Below are 14,732 nucleotides of genomic sequence, written 5' to 3'. Positions count from 1 at the left end.
ATTTTCGTTTGGTCTAAAAATGTGAAAATCGTTGGCGCCTTGAGCTCTCTGCGCCATCGGAAGGAAGGCGCGTGATGTCGGAAGCTAAGATGCCCCCCGGCGGGATTGGTGGCGCGTTGCGCTCCTATCGGCAGCGCGCCGGGCTGACCCTGGCCGAGTTGCATGAACGCAGCGGACTGGCGCTGTCGACGTTGTCGAAGGCGGAAAACAACAAGATCTCCCTGACCTACGACAAGATCGAGAAGATCTGCTTGGCCCTGGGCATCGACATGGCCCAGATCGTGGCGCCCAGCACGGCGCCGTCGGCGATCGTGGTCAATGGCCGGCGCAGCATCGTGCGGGCGGGCGAAGGCCAGACCATCGAGTCCGAGCACTACGCCGACACCTACCTGGCGACCGAGTTGCTGCACAAGGGGATGACGCCGGTCATTGTCGACGTCAGGGCTCGGTCGATCGAGAACTTCGATGACTTCCATCACCACGCGGGTGAGGAATATGTCTACGTCCTTGAAGGCGAAGTGGATTTCCACACCGAGGTCTACGCGCCAGCACGCCTGGCGGCGGGGGACTCCATCTATTTCGACAGCGAGATCGGCCATGCCTGGATCGCCGCCAGCCCCGGCCCCTGCCGCATCCTGTCCGTCTGCCTGCGCTCCCGCCCGGCGGTCGCGGTCAAGGCCACGGTGGAGCGCGATGCGACCATCCTCGACATCAGTCAGCGCCGCAGAAGCGCTGGGTGAGGCCTCTTCGCCCTTCGCGCATTGAGATTCGGTGGCCCTGCGACCGTTCCGCCTGGCGTTTCCGCGGCCGCTCACCCGAGCGGCGGAGCGGTCCGGTCAATCACTGGCTTTAGGGCGAACGAGGACTGAATGCGCGCGACACCGGGGATCCGCGTCAGAAATCCCGTCATGAAAGCTTGATAGGATTCCAGGTCGGCGGCGACGACCCGTAGCAGATAGTCCGCATCGCCGGACATCAGGTAGCAGCTCATGATCTCGGGCGCCTGCGCGATGCGGCTCTCGAAGGTTTCGAGAGCCTCCTCCGCCTGACGCTCCAAGCTGACCTGAACGAAGACGCTGAACGCAGCGCCCAGCCGTCGCTCGTCGAACCGCGCCGCATAGCCGGTGATGAAGCCCTCGGTCTCCAACCGCCTTACGCGCCGCATCACCGGCGTAAGCGACAGGCCGACCTGCGCAGCAAGATCACGCCAACTGAGACGTCCGTCCGCCGCCAGGGCGGCAAGAATCCTGCGATCCGTACGGTCGAGGCGGGGGGCGGTTGTTTGCGTCATGGTTGCGTATGATCCTGGTGCAAAAGCACTAATAAACCCCAATACAGGTAGGTGGTTTGGTGGGAAATACTCTCCTAGTTGGCGATATTGTCCACCCTTCCTTTGGGAGGGCGTTGCATGTCGGCCGTCGATCTCCAGTTCAGCCTTGACGATGTCTATTCGCGCGAGGCCGGCCGTCTCTATATGAGCGGAATTCAAGCCCTTGTTCGGTTGCCGCTCATGCAGCGGCGGCTCGATCGGGCGCGGGGCCTGTCGACGGCCGGATTGATCTCGGGCTACCGCGGCTCGCCCCTGGGCGCTTACGATCAGCAACTCTGGCGCGCGGAAAAACACCTCAAATCGCACGATGTCGTCTTTCAGCCGGGCCTCAATGAGGACCTTGCTGCGACTGCGCTCTGGGGCGCGCAGATGCATCGCGCCTACGGACCGGCCCGCGTGGATGGGGTGTTCGGCGTCTGGTATGGCAAGGGGCCGGGCGTCGACCGCTCCGGCGACGTGTTCCGCAACGCCAACATGCTCGGTACGTCGCGGCTCGGCGGAGTGGTGGCCCTGGCCGGCGATGACCACTCGGCGCAGTCATCGATGTTCCCGCACCAAACGGATGCGATCTTCCACTCGGTTTCGATGCCGGTGGTGCAGCCGTCGTCGGTGCGGGACATCTTGACCCTGGGGCTCTCGGCCTTTGCCCTATCAAGGTACGCAGGCGTCTGGGTCGCCATGAAGACGATCGCGGAGGTCGTTGAGAGCGCCGCCTCCTTCGAGGCCCCCGACCCGCTGCCGCGGTTCGTGGCCCCGGCGGACTTCCTTCCGCCGCCGCACGGCCTCAACTGGGATCCGTCCGTCACCTGGCCGGGCGCCCGCGCCGAGCTCGAGCGCCGTCTCATCGAGGAGCGCCTGCCGGCCGTAGCGGCCTGGGCGCGGGCCAACGGGCTTGATGGGATCGTGCAGGACGCGCCGCGGCGGCGGATCGTCTTGGTGACCGTTGGCAAGGCGCACCAAGACGTGATGGAGGCGTTCGCACGCCTCGGCGTTGACGCGGCGCGCGCGGGGGCTTTGGGCGTGGCGATCTACAAGGTCGCCCTGAGCTGGCCGCTTGAAACCTCCCAACTGCAAGTGTTGGCGCAGGAAGCCGAGCTCGTTGTCGTCGTCGAAGAGAAGCGAGGCTTCGTCGAGGATCAGCTCAAGGCTGCGCTCTACAACATCCCCGCCTCGCGCCGCGCGGCGGTCATCGGCAAGCGCGACCGCGACGGCGCACCGCTCTTCCCCGAAATCCTGGAGTTCACGCCGCTGCTGGTGGCGCGCGCGCTTAGCCGAGTCCTGGGGGCCGCGGCGGCCGAATTCGCGCCGATCCTTGCGAAATGGGAGGCGCAGGCGGCGCGGCCGGACGTCTCGGGCCTCGTGGCGCGTCGCCCCTTCTTCTGCGCAGGTTGCCCCCACAACACGTCCACTCGCACGCCGGACGGTTCCATTGCCGGCGGCGGTATCGGTTGCCACGTAATGGCGCTTAGCGAGCCGAAGCTGAAGACCTCGACCTTCAGCCAGATGGGTGGCGAGGGCGCGCAATGGATCGGCGCAGAGCCGTTCGCCGAGGCCGGGCACATCTTCCAGAATCTGGGCGACGGGACCTATCAGCATTCGGGGCTGCTCGCCGTTCGCGCCGCCGTGGCGGCCGACGCCAACATGACCTTCAAGATCCTCTACAACGATGCTGTCGCCATGACTGGCGGCCAGCCTGCGGAAGGTCGGATCGATCCTAAGCGGATCACCCGGCAACTGGCGGCCGAAGGGGTCTCGCGCATCGCGCTCGTTTCCGAGCAGCCCGATCGCTGGCGCGGCGCCGAGGGGCTGGCGACAGGAATAACCTTCCACGGCCGCGAGGCTCTCGACGCCGTGCAGCGCGAGCTGCGCGAGATTCCCGGGGTCACGGCGATCGTCTATGAGCAGACCTGCGCCTCGGAGAAGCGGCGGCGGCGAAAGCGTGGCGCATTCCCCGATCCCGACAGGCGGCTCTTCATCAACCCCCGAGTCTGCGAGGGCTGCGGCGACTGCCAGATACAGTCGAACTGCATCGCGGTGGAGCCGCTGGAGACAGCCTTCGGCGTCAAGCGCCGCATCAACCAGAGCGCCTGCAACAAGGATTTCTCCTGCGTCAAAGGCTTCTGTCCCAGTTTTGTGGAGATCGAGGGCGCTACGCCGCCCCGTCCCGACGAGCAGGCGCTCGCCAAAGCGGCCGCCGCGTTGTTCGACGCCCTGCCGCAACCGCGTCTTGCGGCCCTTGACCGGGACTTCAATGTCTTCGTGGCTGGAGTCGGCGGCACGGGCGTGCTGACTTTGGGGGCGCTCCTGGGGACAGCGGCGCATGTGGAAGGCTTGGCCGCGACGACGCTCGATTTCACGGGGCTGGCGCAGAAGAACGGCGCCGTTACGAGCCAGGTCCGGATCGCCGCCGACCCTGGCGTGCTGCACGCGGTGCGGATCGGCGAGGGCGCCCTGGATCTGATGCTCGCCGCCGACATCGTGGTGGGCAGCTCGGCAGACGCGCAGATGCGCCTCGACTCAAAACGCACGTTGGTGGTCCTCAACGAGGACGCCGCGCCGACAGCGGACGCCGTGGCGGACCGCGATGCGCGCCTACCGCTCGCGGCGATGCGGCGGGCGATCGGGCGCAAGGCGCGGCGCATCGCGGCGTGGCGCACGACAAGTTACGCCGAGGCCATCTTCGGTGAAGCGGCGACAGCGAACACGCTGCTGCTGGGCTACGCTTGGCAACTCGGCGCGCTGCCCCTCTCGGAGGCCGCGATCCTCCGCGCCATCGAGATCAATGGCGTCGCCGTCGACGCCAACAAGAAGGCGTTTCGATGGGGGCGGGCGGTGGCGCACGACGAGGTCGGCGTCGCGCAGATACTTGGAATGCGGACGGCGCCTATCCATGCGGAAACGGTGGCGGAACTGGTTGGCCGTCTGGCGGGGGAGCTCACGGCCTATCAGGACCGCGCCTACGCCGCGCGTTTCGAGGCCCTGGTCGACAAGGTGCGCCAGGCCGAAGGGAGCCGCGGCGAGGCCCTGGCGCGGGTGGTCGCCACCCAGGCCTATCGGCTTATGGCCTATAAGGACGAGTACGAAGTGGCGCGCCTCTATGCCGATCCGGAGTTCCGGGGCGCGCTCGGTCGCGATCTGCAGGGCTCGAAGAAGATCAGCCTCTGGCTCTCGCCGCCTTTCATGAGCCGCCCGGACGCGGCCACCGGTCGCCCCCGCAAGCGGCGCTTCGGTCCCTGGATATTGCCTGTGATGGGCTGGCTTGCGCGCGGCAAGGCGCTTCGCGGCACGATGCTGGACCCGTTCGGGCGCACGGAGGAACGGCGCGCCGAGCGTCAGTTGGTTTCCGACTACTTCGCCGACATCGATCGCATTTGCGCAAGTCTCACCGATACGGCGTTTACATCCGCGCTCGCCCTCGCTGAGTGGCCAGCGCAGGCGCGCGGATATGGTCCGGTCAAGGCAGCCGGAATGGCTCGAGCCGCGGAAGCCAGAGCCCGGCTCTGGGCCGCCTACGAGAATCGGACGGAAGCCGCCTGACAATCGAAACGCCGCTGTCCCTGGATGGCGCCGATCGCCTGAGGGCGAGTCATCGCTCGGCCGACAAGGCGCTATTCAAGCGCGCCTATTCCCAGACGCACGAAGTCGGCGACGGCGCTTGCAGGACCCATTTCATCAGATGTTTGCGACGAGACCGGCTGCATGGCCAGCCTCGTCGCGACTGATCGATTGCGCGAAAGCAGGACAACGGGGTGAAGCTGTGTGTGGACCGCGTTGTCCGCGGCTTGGATGTTCAGCGCCGGAAGAGAGAAGAGTTCTCTGACTGGTTGGCGATGCAAGCAGTCATCCGCCTACAAGTCTCCGCGTGAGCCGTCAGGCGGAGGCCTCAGCCAAAGGGACGAGCTCTCGCTGGATGAAGTCGACACGGAAGGCGAAGACGGCTGCCGTGCACCTCCTCTCGCCTCGCACCTCCAGGTGTTCTTGTTTTGTTCTTGACGGGCCTGATCCGGATGGGCATCTTGCATCTTCGCTGGACGAGCGTGGGTGACGCTCCAGCCTGCATATCAAACAGGAAAAGGGGCGGCCGCTCGGGCCGGCGCTAGGCATGGGTGAAGGCATCGCGGAATTCATGGAACGTCAGCGGCGTAGGGCCGCGCGGTTCACCCGAGACGCTGACCCAAGGTTTTATGGGACAAGTGTCCTGGGTGAGCGCTGGAGTGGGCGTGATCTTGGGTTGCCGGAGTATGGACTCGCAGGTCGACTGTGGCATGGGAGCCCTGCGCCTCTGAAGGCGCGGATCGGAGGGGTCGGCGCTGCAGCCGGAGGCGCCGCCTACGAGTTGGAGGGAGAGCAGGAATGGTGAAGCTAAGGCCGAACGTCTGGTTCAAGGCCGACTTCCCGGACGACGCCCTCTATGCCGAAGACGGTAACGAGCTTCGGTTCGCTGGACAGGCGGTCGTTCGATCTGTCGCAGAAATGTTGAGGGCCCGTGGCTATCGCGTCGACGAGCCGGAAAATGAACACGAGAACGGCTGGTCGCTCAATGCCTATCGCCAAGGGCAGCGCTTCTGGATGCAGGTCACCTTCATCGACGACTATATTCTTCAGTCGAAGGACATGACCTGGCGGCTCTGGCCCAATCGCGCTGCATTCATCGCGTTCCTTAGTGATCTTGAAGCCAGTCTGAAGAGCGATCCGCGCTTCAGCAATCTCCGTTGGTGGGTGAAGGATTGGCCGCCTACCGAAGCGGAGTCGTTCCAAAGCCCCATGGATTAGGGAGTTTGGGCGGGCGGTGGTTCGAGCAGACCTTTGGTCTGTCTGATGTCAGGCCAGCACTCGCGGCGCATGCAAGGACTGAGGCGAGGCGGCCCTTCGGTCGCTGAACATCGAACTCGCCAACGCCCGTTTCACCGGCCAGCCTTCCTCCTCGATCCGGGCGCAGAACTCAGCGATGGCGGCGGCGGTCGGCATGATCGTCAGCTTCAGGAGCTGGCGGCCAGGAGGAAGCTCGCTCTCCTCGCTCACTCCAGCCGTGTCCGTGCGCCAGGGCAGCGGGCGGCGAGTGCGGTGTCGGTCGGCCCCGAGCGCGCGGGCCTCGTCCTCCGGGGCGAGCTGCTGGCGGACCTTCTCTCTCAGGGTATCCATCAGGTCTCCATCAGGAGATTACTAGGGTGGGCCTTAATTAGGGCTCGCACTTCGGCAGCCCATTGGCGCCGAGGCGCGGGGTCAGGGTGCCCATTCGCATGAGATACTCGCAGCCGGTGTCCAGGTCCCTCCAGACGCTGGCGACCCAATCCCCCTTCTCGTTTGTGAACCGAGTGTAGACAGGGGCGACGCGATCCTTCGAGGCGTTTGCCGCAATGGCGGCGGTGCCTAACAGGGCGACCAGGCTGCGGACATAAGCGCGGCGGTGCGTGGCATGGGTCCTCCTTCGCTGCGTTGGTGCAGCGGCGTGAAGATGCAGGGGGCGCCGAGGTGTGCCAAGGCGCTGTGCCGGTTGGCGCCCTTGGGAAGGTCTACCTAAGAGATTGATTTTATTGAGGGGGTTTGGCGGTGAGAGAGGGATTCGAACCCTCGATAGGCTTTCACCTATACACGCTTTCCAAGCGTGCGCGATCGACCACTCCGCCACCTCACCACAGGCCCTGAAGGGGGCCAGCCCCTCGCGGAAGGCGCGCAATATACTCATGACGCCCCTGCGGGCAAGCGGCCTTGCGCGCGGGCGTGCAATCGCCTGCGCGCGCACCTATGTTGGCGGCGCATTCTCATCGATCGGGCGCGCCATGATCTTCGCCAAGAAAACCCTCGAACTCCCCACCCTCGACACCGCCCTGCCGGGCCGCTCCACCCCGTTGCCGACCGCCCAGACCCACTTCGTCAACGGCCGGCCGCTGAAGGGCCCCTATCCGGACGGGCTGGAGATCGCCGATTTCGCCATGGGCTGCTTCTGGGGCGTGGAGCGCAAGTTCTGGCAGCTTCCCGGCGTCTGGGTCACCGCCGTCGGCTATGTGAACGGCGTCACCCCCAACCCGACCTACGAGGAAGTCTGCAGCGGCCGCACCGGCCATACCGAGGCGGTGCGGGTGGTCTATGATCCGCGCGTGGTCACCTACGAGGACCTGCTGAAGGTGTTCTGGGAGAACCACGACCCGACCCAGGGCATGCGCCAGGGCAATGACATCGGCACGCAGTACCGCTCGGGCGTCTATGTCCACAACGACGCCCAGGCCTCGGCCGCCGCGGCCTCGCTGCAGGCCTACCAGCAGGCGCTGTCGGACCGGGGCTACGGCGCGGTGACCACCGAGATCGCCGAGGCGCCTGAGTTCTACTTCGCCGAGGACTACCACCAGCAGTACCTGGCCAAGAACCCTGCCGGCTACTGCGGGATCGGCGGCACCGGCGTGACCTGCCCGATCGGCGTCGGCGTCCGCGCGTGAGGCCGGGCGGCGCGCCGCGCCCGCAGATCGGCCCGGCATGACCCGCGAGGAGGTGGAGGTCCTGGCCCTGGCCCTGCCGGCGGCGACCAGGGTCGTCCAGTGGGGCGGCGCCGACGTCTACAAGGTCGGCGGCAAGGTGTTCGCGATCTGCGGCCTGGCTGGCGGCCTGTCGTTCAAGGTCACCGAGATCGGCTTCATGGTGCTGACCGACGAGGGCGGTCCGGGACGCCAGGCGCCCTACCTCGCCAAGGGCCAGTGGGTGAGCGTCGACCTGGACGCGGTGGACGCGCAGGAGGTCGCCGGTTGGATCGCCGCCTCGCACGACCTCATCGCCGCCAAGCTGACGCGCAAGCTCCGGGCCGAGCTCGGCCTCTAGTCCTCGCGCCGTTCCAGCAGGGTGCGGACGTCGCGGATCGCGCGGGCCGCCGGCGAGTGCCGCTGGCGGGCGAACAGCAGCGCCACGGCCGACAGGGTGACGAGCGTGAAGGCGATCGGGCCGAACAGCCAGGCCGCCGCCGCCAGGGCGAAGTAGTAGCCGCGCACGCCGCGATTGAACGACGACAGCGCCGGGTTCAGCAGCCGCGCCGCCGTCTCGCCGTAGTCGCGCTGGAAGTCCTTGTCCTCGGTGGTCGGCGTCGCCCCGATCACCGCCAGGCAGTAGTTCATCTGCCGGATCGCCCAGATGAAGTCGAGCAGGCCGCGCGCCAGGGTCAGCAGCACCAGGGCGATCTGCGCCTCGAACAGCAGCCGCGAGGAGGTCTTCAGCACCATCAGGCTGGAGGCGCTGCGGAACGCCCCTTCGCCGCCGAACAGCACCCCGGCCGCCCCGGCGATCAGGATCAGGTTGGACGAGGCGAAGAACGAGGCCGAGTTCAGGGTGTGCCCCAGCAACTGGCCGTCCATGAACTTGTTCTCGCGGCCGGCCATGGTCCGCATCCAGGCGGCGCGCAGCACGGTCATGTCGGTGTTGAGCACGCCCCTGCCGCGGGCCAGCGCCTTCAGCAGCGGCTCATAGGCCAGCCAGGCGACGGCGAAGATCGCGAAGGCGGCGATGTCTGCCCTCGACAGGGCGCTCAGGAAGTTCACGGCCAGGATCCTCGGCGCTTGAGCGTAACGGCTCTGTCCGGAAAACGGCAGATCGCCAGATTCGTCGGATATTCGCTAGATGCGGCCGGCCAGGTCCAGCACCACGACGATGGCCAGGGTCAGGGCCAGGCCCGCGAACGGCAGATAGCCCCAGCGGCGGGAGTGCTTCCAGACGGGCAGGGCGATGACCAGGCACGCGCTCAGGATCGCGAGCAGCGCGACGTCCAGCTTCATGACTTCCCCTCCCTGCCGGTCTCTCCAAGGCCAACGGCCAGGCTTGGGCGCAGTTCCGCTAGCGGTCGGAGACGTCGGCGGTGTGGATCGTGCTGTCGCCCTGCTTGACGCCCAGCGCGTAGAGCAGGCCGATGAACCAGCCCTTGGTGACCGGCAGCAGGATCAGGGTGACGACGGCCAGGGGGATCAGCGTCGCGGGCAGGACGATCAGGGTCGGCGCCTGCCAGATGACCGGGAACAGCAGCAGCGGCGCGACGATCAGGTGGCCGACGATCAGGATGGTGAAATAGGCCGGGCCGTCGTCGGCCGGATACCTGGCCAGGTCCAGGTCGCAGACCGGGCAGCGCGGCTCCACCTTCAGATAGCGCCAGAACAGCTTGCCTTCGCCGCAGGCGGGGCAGCGGCCCTTGAGGCCGCGGAGCATCGATTGCACGAACATGGACGCGATACCTGGGTGACTTCGCGCTTCGATATGCGCTTCGGAGCGCCGCAAGGAAAGGGGCGCGGCCGCCGCAGGCGCGGAACGGCGCCGCCGCGCAGGCTTTTCACCTGGGACGCCAACCCGCCGAGGGACTGCAGATGACCGACGATTCCCGCGCGCCCGCGGAAAGACCGCCGCACGGCCATGTGGGGCCCACGACCCCGGCCGAGGACGTCTCGCGCAGCGCCAACCCGGCGGTGGTGCCGCCCGCGGAGAAGGCGAGGATCGCCGAGGAGGCGTCCCGCGAGGAGGACGCCTAGGCTCAGCGCTTCATGTCGTTGGCGGCGCCGGTGATGGCCGCGCCGGCGGCCTGGGCGTCGCGGCCGATGCCGGCCACGGTGTTGCAGGCCGAGGTCATGAGCGCCGCGGCGACGACGGCGAGGGTGATGATCTTGCGCATGGGTGGTCCCCCCAAAGTGTTTCGGCCAAGGGTCTCGCCCCGATGGTGATGGCCAAGCTTCCTGGCGTTTTTTAGGCTCGCCCGGCGACGCTGATCAACGGGGCGTGGGTGGCCGGCGCAAGCGGCCGGCCATGACAGATCCTAGTCGGCGTCCATCTTCAGGGCGGCGATGAAGGCCTCCTGCGGGATCTCGACCTTGCCGAACTGGCGCATGCGCTTCTTGCCGGCCTTCTGCTTGTCCAGCAGCTTGCGCTTGCGGCTCATGTCGCCGCCATAGCACTTGGCCGTCACGTCCTTGCGCAGGGCGCGGATGGTCTCGCGGGCCACGATCCGGCCGCCGATCGCCGCCTGCAGCGGAATCTGGAACTGGTGCGGGCTGATCAGGTCCTTCATCTTCTCGACCATGCCGCGGCCGCGGGTCTCGGCCCGGTCGCGGTGGACCAGCATCGAGAGCGCGTCCACCGGCTCGGAATTGACCAGGATCGACATCTTCACCAGGTCGCCGACGCGATAGCCCTCGATGGCGTAGTCGAACGAGGCGTAGCCCTTCGAGACGCTCTTCAACCGGTCGTAGAAGTCGAACACCACCTCGTTCAGCGGCAGGTCGTAGACCACCAGCGCGCGGCTGCCGACATAGCTCAGCTCGCGCTGCTCGCCGCGGCGGTCCTGGCAGAGCTTGATGACCGAGCCGAGGTACTCGTCCGGCGTCAGGATGGTCGCCTTGATCCACGGCTCGCTGATGTCGGCGATCTTCACCGGGTCGGGCATGTCGGCCGGGTTGTGCAGCTCGATCTCGCTGCCGTCGGTCATGTGGATCTTGTAGACGACGCTGGGCGCGGTCGCGATCAGGTCCAGGTCGAACTCGCGGCTCAGCCGCTCCTGGATGATCTCCAGGTGCAGCAGCCCCAGGAACCCGCAGCGGAAGCCGAAGCCGAGCGCGGCGCTGGTCTCCATCTCGTAGGTGAAGCTGGCGTCGTTCAGGCGCAGGCGGCCGATGGCGGCGCGCAGGTCCTCGAAGTCGGCCGCGTCCACCGGGAACAGGCCGCAGAACACCACCGACTGGGCGACGCGGAAGCCGGGCAGGGCGTGCTCGGTCTGGCGCTTTTCCTCGGTGATGGTGTCGCCGACGGCGGCGTCGGCCACCTGCTTGATCTGGGCGGTGATGTAGCCGATCTCGCCGGGGCCGAGCTCGGCGACCTCGGTCTGCTTGGGCCGGAACACGCCGATCTTGTCCACCTGATGGGTGGCGCCGGCGTTCATCATCCGCACCTTCATGCCGGCCTTCAGCACCCCGTCCAGCACGCGCACCAGGACCACGACGCCCAGATAGGGGTCGTACCAGGCGTCGACCAGCAGCGCCTTCAGCGGCGCCTCGCGGTCGCCCTTCGGCGGCGGCAGCTTGGCGACCACCGCCTCCAGCACCTCGGCGATGCCCTCGCCGGTCTTGGCCGAGCACAGCACCGCCTCGGAGGCGTCGATGCCGATCACGTCCTCGATCTGCTGGCGCACGCGGTCGGGTTCGGCGGCCGGCAGGTCGATCTTGTTCAGGACCGGGACGATCTCGTGGTTGTTGTCGATCGCCTGGTAGACGTTGGCCAGGGTCTGGGCCTCGACCCCCTGCGAAGCGTCGACCACCAGGATCGAGCCCTCGCACGCGGCCAGCGAGCGGCTGACCTCATAGGCGAAGTCGACGTGGCCGGGGGTGTCCATCAGGTTCAGGACATAGGTCTCCCCATCCTTGGCCTTGTACTCCAGGCGCACGGTCTGGGCCTTGATGGTGATTCCGCGCTCGCGCTCGATCTCCATGTTGTCCAGGACCTGCTCGGTCATCTCGCGCTTGGTCAGCGCGCCGGTCTCCTGGATGAGGCGGTCGGACAGGGTCGACTTCCCGTGGTCGATGTGGGCCACGATCGAGAAGTTGCGGATATGGGAAAGGGGCGTCGTCATGGTGCGCTGCCTCTAGCACATTCACACAATATCGCGAGCGCGCCGTCTATCGACGGATCGTTGGCCCATTGGCGAATGGATACTGATCAACCAATGACATACGACCAACACGCGCATCCTTCGCGAACACCGCGCCAGGCGCGATGACAGCATTTGCGCCGACGCGCGTTCCGTCGCCCATCAGCGCTCCGAACTTTTCAACGCCGGTGTCGATCACGCGATCTCCAAGTCGCAGGCGAATTACTTTGTCGTCCAACTCGTTGCGATAGTTCGCGATGATGCTGCCAGCTTCCAGGTTGACCCCTGCGCCCAGGATGCTGTCGCCCACAAAATTGAAGTGCGCGAGCTTCGAACCCTTGAACATGAAGGTTGTCTTCAGTTCCGCACCAGGACCGACGATGCAGTCCTCGTCCATGAACACCCCTCCACGCAGATAGGCGCTCGCTGCTACGAAACAGCGCGGCCCAACGATGGCGGGCCCCTTGATGATCGCGCCCGGTTCAATGATCGCCGTCCGATGGACCGCAACGTCATCGATGACGTCGTAGTCCGCGGGGAGCTTCGCCAGGGCGTTGGTCAGATGCGTCGGCGCATCCAGCGTTATGCGCCAGGGGGCATCGGCGACTTGGCCGAACGGCGAAGTGGTCCAACGCACCACGTATTCGGCGACAACTACGGGCATGACTGATCCTGCGGGGCCTTGGGGAGCGTAGGACTGCAGTCAGGCATGGTTAATCGCCCGTTAAGCCTGACCGCCGCATTCATGCCCTCTGGGGATGTGAGGCTCGTTCAAGCTTCAAGGGAAATTCATGGACCGCCGCACGCTGATCGTTTCGGGACTCGCCACCATCGGGACTGCGGGCTGCGCGACGGCCCAGCCGGCCGGGCCAGGTTCGCCGCCGCCGCCGAGCCCCAGCGCCACCGCCAATCCCAGCTATCCGACCGGCCAGGCTCAGACCTACAGCCGCGAGGAACTGGTCAACACCACCTCCGACTTCCTGGGCGTGACCGCCGAGGCGGCCGGGGGCGCCATCGAGCGCGCCTTCCAGGACAACGGCCGGCCCACCGCCTACATCGCCGGCGAGGAAGCCTCCGGCGCCTTCGTGGGCGGCGCGCGCTATGGCCGCGGCCTGCTCTACATGAAGAACCGCGACCCGATCGAAGTCTTCTGGCAGGGCCCCTCGGTCGGCTGGGACTTCGGCGGCAACGCCAGCCGGGTCTTCACGCTCTGCTACAATCTCCAGTACCCCGAAGTGATCTTCCAGCGCTTCCCGGGGGTCGAGGGCTCGGCCTATCTGGTCGCCGGCCTGGGCGTGAACTACCTGCGCTCGGACGACGTCACCCTGGCGCCGATCCGCGCGGGGGTCGGGCTGCGGCTCGGGGCCAATGTCGGCTATCTCGGCTTCAGCCGTCAGCGGCGCACCCTGCCGTTCTAAGGGGACGCGATGCGGCCGGTCAGCGAGACCAAGTGGATCAACTGCGTGATCCCCTCCGGCGACACGCTGATCTTCGCCGCCCGTCCTGAACTGCGCGACCGGCACAAGTCGGTCGTCGTCCTGATCCACGACGTCCTCAGCACGCCCGGCTCCATGGCCCCCTGGTTCGGCCATCTGGAGCCGGAGGCCGAGGTCATGCTGGCCTGCCTGCCCGGCCATGGGACCGCGCCGCTGCTGTCGGCCAGCGGCTGGGACGAGCTGGTCACCGGCCTCCACCAGAGCCTGCGCGGCGTCACCCAGGGGCGGCGGGTGCTCGTCGCCGGCCTCGGGCTCGGCGGCCTCCTGGCCCTGGCCCTGAACGCGCGCGGCTACGCCAGCATCGCCTTCGACCCGTTCTTCGCCACCGCCGGGCGCTGGCCGCTGGAGGTGGCGCTCGAGCGCACCGAGAAGCGCGGGCAGTTGCCCAACCCCGACTTCCTGTTCCAGGCGCTCGGCTGGCGCGACGGGGCGCTGGAGCAGAACCGCAGCTACGGCGCCCTGCTGGACCGGCTGAAGGCCCCGGCCCTGGTGGTCTGCGGCGACGTCCCCCTGTCGCCCCCGCGTGACCTGGCCCTGGCCCCCTCGCTGATGGACGAGGCCGACCACGCCCTGGCCGCCGCCTATCCCGACCTGCGCGTCCAGATCGCCGCCGGCTGCGGCCACGACGTCCTCAGCCAGGCGACCAGCCTCTGCCGCGAGATCATCCTGGACGAACTGGCCCGCGCCTGAGCGCTCTTTTTCCTTCCCCGCTGCGCAGGGGAGGAAAGACGCTGAGCCTCAGTGCTTGTCGGTCTTGGCCGCCAGCCAGTCCATCAGCGCCAGCAGCACGCCCGACACCACGAAGGTGATGTGGATCACCACCAGCCACATCAGGCTGCGGTCGGACAGTTCCTTGCCCTCGGACAGCTCCATGAACGCCTTGAGCAGGGCGATCGCCGAGATCGCCACGATCGAGGCGATCAGCTTCATCTTCAGGCCCGAGAAGTCGACCGTGCCCATCCAGCTCGGCCGGTCCTCGTCGTCGGCGGTGTCGATCTTGGAGACGAAGTTCTCGTAGCCCGAGAAGATCACGATCAGCAGCAGGTTGCCGGCCAGCGACAGGTCGATCAGCGACAGCACCATCATGATCGCCTGGTTCGGCTTCATGACGAACAGGTGCGACAGCTCGTGGACCGCCTCGTTGAAGAACACCACCAGCAGCGCCATCAGCGCTGCGACCAGCCCCACATAGAACGGCGCCATCAGCCAGCGCGAATGGAACAGTCCGGCCTCCAGCCAGCGTTCGGCGGCGGGCTTGGGCTTGCGGCGTGAGATGTCGGTCATGCGGTCGGGGTCTCTCCTGGCT

General features: G+C 66.9%; 17 protein-coding genes and 1 tRNA gene. 8 read left to right on the top strand and 10 right to left on the bottom strand.

The annotated features are described in order from the left end of the window. Positions 1-74 precede the first annotated feature (74 nt). Positions 75-740 carry an XRE family transcriptional regulator gene (locus tag RTL41_RS01005; protein WP_312160432.1) on the top strand — a complete coding sequence of 222 codons (666 nt, stop codon included), beginning with the start codon at positions 75-77 and terminating at the stop codon, positions 738-740. Between the two features lie 71 nt (positions 741-811). Here RTL41_RS01005 and RTL41_RS01000 read toward each other — a convergent pair whose 3' ends face one another. Then, positions 812-1,291, bottom strand: a complete 480-nt coding sequence (locus tag RTL41_RS01000; RefSeq protein WP_312160430.1) for an Lrp/AsnC family transcriptional regulator — start codon at positions 1,289-1,291, stop codon at positions 812-814. Between the two features lie 117 nt (positions 1,292-1,408). Between RTL41_RS01000 and RTL41_RS00995 the strand changes: the two genes are divergently transcribed. Both RTL41_RS00995 and RTL41_RS00990 read left to right on the top strand, forming a co-directional pair. Then, positions 1,409-4,867 carry an indolepyruvate ferredoxin oxidoreductase family protein gene (locus tag RTL41_RS00995; RefSeq protein ID WP_312160428.1) on the top strand — a complete coding sequence of 1,153 codons (3,459 nt, stop codon included), beginning with the start codon at positions 1,409-1,411 and terminating at the stop codon, positions 4,865-4,867. A gap of 816 nt (positions 4,868-5,683) precedes the next feature. Then, on the top strand, positions 5,684-6,103 hold the full coding sequence (locus tag RTL41_RS00990) for a hypothetical protein (protein ID WP_312160426.1): 420 nt from the start codon (positions 5,684-5,686) through the stop codon (positions 6,101-6,103). Positions 6,104-6,151: 48 nt separating this feature from the next. On the opposite strand, the gene RTL41_RS00985 is transcribed toward RTL41_RS00990, so the two are convergent. Then, on the bottom strand, positions 6,152-6,472 hold the full coding sequence (locus tag RTL41_RS00985) for a hypothetical protein (protein ID WP_312160424.1): 321 nt from the start codon (positions 6,470-6,472) through the stop codon (positions 6,152-6,154). Positions 6,473-6,875: 403 nt separating this feature from the next. Then, positions 6,876-6,965, bottom strand: a tRNA-Ser gene (locus RTL41_RS00980). A 145-nt stretch (positions 6,966-7,110) separates the two neighbouring features. On the opposite strand from RTL41_RS00980, the gene msrA reads away from it, so the two are divergent. Next, complete coding sequence (gene msrA / locus RTL41_RS00975) at positions 7,111-7,764, top strand: peptide-methionine (S)-S-oxide reductase MsrA (protein ID WP_312160422.1); 654 nt, start codon at positions 7,111-7,113, stop codon at positions 7,762-7,764. A gap of 37 nt (positions 7,765-7,801) precedes the next feature. Next, the gene (locus RTL41_RS00970; protein ID WP_312160421.1) at positions 7,802-8,140 is read left to right on the top strand and encodes an MmcQ/YjbR family DNA-binding protein; all 339 of its coding nucleotides are present in this window, start codon (positions 7,802-7,804) and stop codon (positions 8,138-8,140) included. Here the strand turns inward: RTL41_RS00970 and RTL41_RS00965 are convergent. The 3 genes from RTL41_RS00965 to RTL41_RS00955 form a co-directional block, all read right to left on the bottom strand. Continuing rightward, positions 8,137-8,850, bottom strand: a complete 714-nt coding sequence (locus tag RTL41_RS00965; RefSeq protein WP_312160419.1) for a DUF599 family protein — start codon at positions 8,848-8,850, stop codon at positions 8,137-8,139. The genes RTL41_RS00970 and RTL41_RS00965 overlap by 4 nt on opposite strands. A gap of 75 nt (positions 8,851-8,925) precedes the next feature. After that, the gene (locus RTL41_RS00960) at positions 8,926-9,084 is read right to left on the bottom strand and encodes a DUF3309 family protein (protein ID WP_312160417.1); all 159 of its coding nucleotides are present in this window, start codon (positions 9,082-9,084) and stop codon (positions 8,926-8,928) included. 58 nt (positions 9,085-9,142) lie between these two features. Further along, a complete protein-coding gene (locus RTL41_RS00955; protein ID WP_312160416.1) occupies positions 9,143-9,523 on the bottom strand; it encodes a DUF983 domain-containing protein in 381 nt (126 codons plus the stop codon). A gap of 140 nt (positions 9,524-9,663) precedes the next feature. Here RTL41_RS00955 and RTL41_RS00950 point away from each other — a divergent pair, with 140 nt between their 5' ends. Further along, entirely contained in the window at positions 9,664-9,825 is a 162-nt protein-coding gene (locus RTL41_RS00950) for a hypothetical protein (protein WP_312160414.1), read from the top strand. A 2-nt stretch (positions 9,826-9,827) separates the two neighbouring features. Here the strand turns inward: RTL41_RS00950 and RTL41_RS00945 are convergent, their stop codons facing one another. The 3 genes from RTL41_RS00945 to RTL41_RS00935 all read right to left on the bottom strand — a co-directional run bounded on the left by RTL41_RS00945 (position 9,828) and on the right by RTL41_RS00935 (position 12,594). Further along, the gene (locus RTL41_RS00945) at positions 9,828-9,965 is read right to left on the bottom strand and encodes an entericidin EcnA/B family protein (protein WP_312160413.1); all 138 of its coding nucleotides are present in this window, start codon (positions 9,963-9,965) and stop codon (positions 9,828-9,830) included. 141 nt (positions 9,966-10,106) lie between these two features. Continuing rightward, the gene (lepA, locus tag RTL41_RS00940; RefSeq protein ID WP_312160412.1) at positions 10,107-11,912 is read right to left on the bottom strand and encodes a translation elongation factor 4; all 1,806 of its coding nucleotides are present in this window, start codon (positions 11,910-11,912) and stop codon (positions 10,107-10,109) included. A 46-nt stretch (positions 11,913-11,958) separates the two neighbouring features. After that, entirely contained in the window at positions 11,959-12,594 is a 636-nt protein-coding gene (locus RTL41_RS00935) for a hypothetical protein (protein ID WP_312160410.1), read from the bottom strand. A gap of 127 nt (positions 12,595-12,721) precedes the next feature. Here RTL41_RS00935 and RTL41_RS00930 point away from each other — a divergent pair, with 127 nt between their 5' ends. Then, complete coding sequence (locus RTL41_RS00930) at positions 12,722-13,348, top strand: DUF1134 domain-containing protein (RefSeq protein WP_312160409.1); 627 nt, start codon at positions 12,722-12,724, stop codon at positions 13,346-13,348. A 9-nt stretch (positions 13,349-13,357) separates the two neighbouring features. After that, positions 13,358-14,116: an alpha/beta fold hydrolase gene (locus RTL41_RS00925; protein ID WP_312160407.1), complete on the top strand. Its 759-nt coding sequence runs from the start codon at positions 13,358-13,360 to the stop codon at positions 14,114-14,116. A 48-nt stretch (positions 14,117-14,164) separates the two neighbouring features. On the opposite strand, the gene RTL41_RS00920 is transcribed toward RTL41_RS00925, so the two are convergent. Beyond that, positions 14,165-14,710 carry a TIGR00645 family protein gene (locus RTL41_RS00920; protein ID WP_312160406.1) on the bottom strand — a complete coding sequence of 182 codons (546 nt, stop codon included), beginning with the start codon at positions 14,708-14,710 and terminating at the stop codon, positions 14,165-14,167. Between the last annotated feature and the right edge of the window lie 22 nt (positions 14,711-14,732).

Origin of the sequence: Phenylobacterium sp., from assembly GCF_031984885.1 — a bacterium.
Lineage (GTDB): Bacteria > Pseudomonadota > Alphaproteobacteria > Caulobacterales > Caulobacteraceae > Phenylobacterium.
Note: the sequence above shows the minus strand (reverse complement) of the source record. Positions and strands in the feature narration are given on the sequence as shown.

What these genes read in the sequence shown, in the direction of transcription:
- RTL41_RS01005 (WP_312160432.1), top strand. Translation starts at nt 75, where the DNA reads ATGTCGGAAGCTAAGATGCCCCCCGGCGGGATTGGTGGCGCGTTGCGC.
- RTL41_RS01000 (WP_312160430.1), bottom strand. Translation starts at nt 1,291, where the DNA reads ATGACGCAAACAACCGCCCCCCGCCTCGACCGTACGGATCGCAGGATT.
- RTL41_RS00995 (WP_312160428.1), top strand. Translation starts at nt 1,409, where the DNA reads ATGTCGGCCGTCGATCTCCAGTTCAGCCTTGACGATGTCTATTCGCGC.
- RTL41_RS00990 (WP_312160426.1), top strand. Translation starts at nt 5,684, where the DNA reads ATGGTGAAGCTAAGGCCGAACGTCTGGTTCAAGGCCGACTTCCCGGAC.
- RTL41_RS00985 (WP_312160424.1), bottom strand. Translation starts at nt 6,472, where the DNA reads ATGGATACCCTGAGAGAGAAGGTCCGCCAGCAGCTCGCCCCGGAGGAC.
- msrA (WP_312160422.1), top strand. Translation starts at nt 7,111, where the DNA reads ATGATCTTCGCCAAGAAAACCCTCGAACTCCCCACCCTCGACACCGCC.
- RTL41_RS00970 (WP_312160421.1), top strand. Translation starts at nt 7,802, where the DNA reads ATGACCCGCGAGGAGGTGGAGGTCCTGGCCCTGGCCCTGCCGGCGGCG.
- RTL41_RS00960 (WP_312160417.1), bottom strand. Translation starts at nt 9,084, where the DNA reads ATGAAGCTGGACGTCGCGCTGCTCGCGATCCTGAGCGCGTGCCTGGTC.
- RTL41_RS00955 (WP_312160416.1), bottom strand. Translation starts at nt 9,523, where the DNA reads ATGTTCGTGCAATCGATGCTCCGCGGCCTCAAGGGCCGCTGCCCCGCC.
- RTL41_RS00950 (WP_312160414.1), top strand. Translation starts at nt 9,664, where the DNA reads ATGACCGACGATTCCCGCGCGCCCGCGGAAAGACCGCCGCACGGCCAT.
- RTL41_RS00945 (WP_312160413.1), bottom strand. Translation starts at nt 9,965, where the DNA reads ATGCGCAAGATCATCACCCTCGCCGTCGTCGCCGCGGCGCTCATGACC.
- lepA (WP_312160412.1), bottom strand. Translation starts at nt 11,912, where the DNA reads ATGACGACGCCCCTTTCCCATATCCGCAACTTCTCGATCGTGGCCCAC.
- RTL41_RS00935 (WP_312160410.1), bottom strand. Translation starts at nt 12,594, where the DNA reads ATGCCCGTAGTTGTCGCCGAATACGTGGTGCGTTGGACCACTTCGCCG.
- RTL41_RS00930 (WP_312160409.1), top strand. Translation starts at nt 12,722, where the DNA reads ATGGACCGCCGCACGCTGATCGTTTCGGGACTCGCCACCATCGGGACT.
- RTL41_RS00925 (WP_312160407.1), top strand. Translation starts at nt 13,358, where the DNA reads ATGCGGCCGGTCAGCGAGACCAAGTGGATCAACTGCGTGATCCCCTCC.
- RTL41_RS00920 (WP_312160406.1), bottom strand. Translation starts at nt 14,710, where the DNA reads ATGACCGACATCTCACGCCGCAAGCCCAAGCCCGCCGCCGAACGCTGG.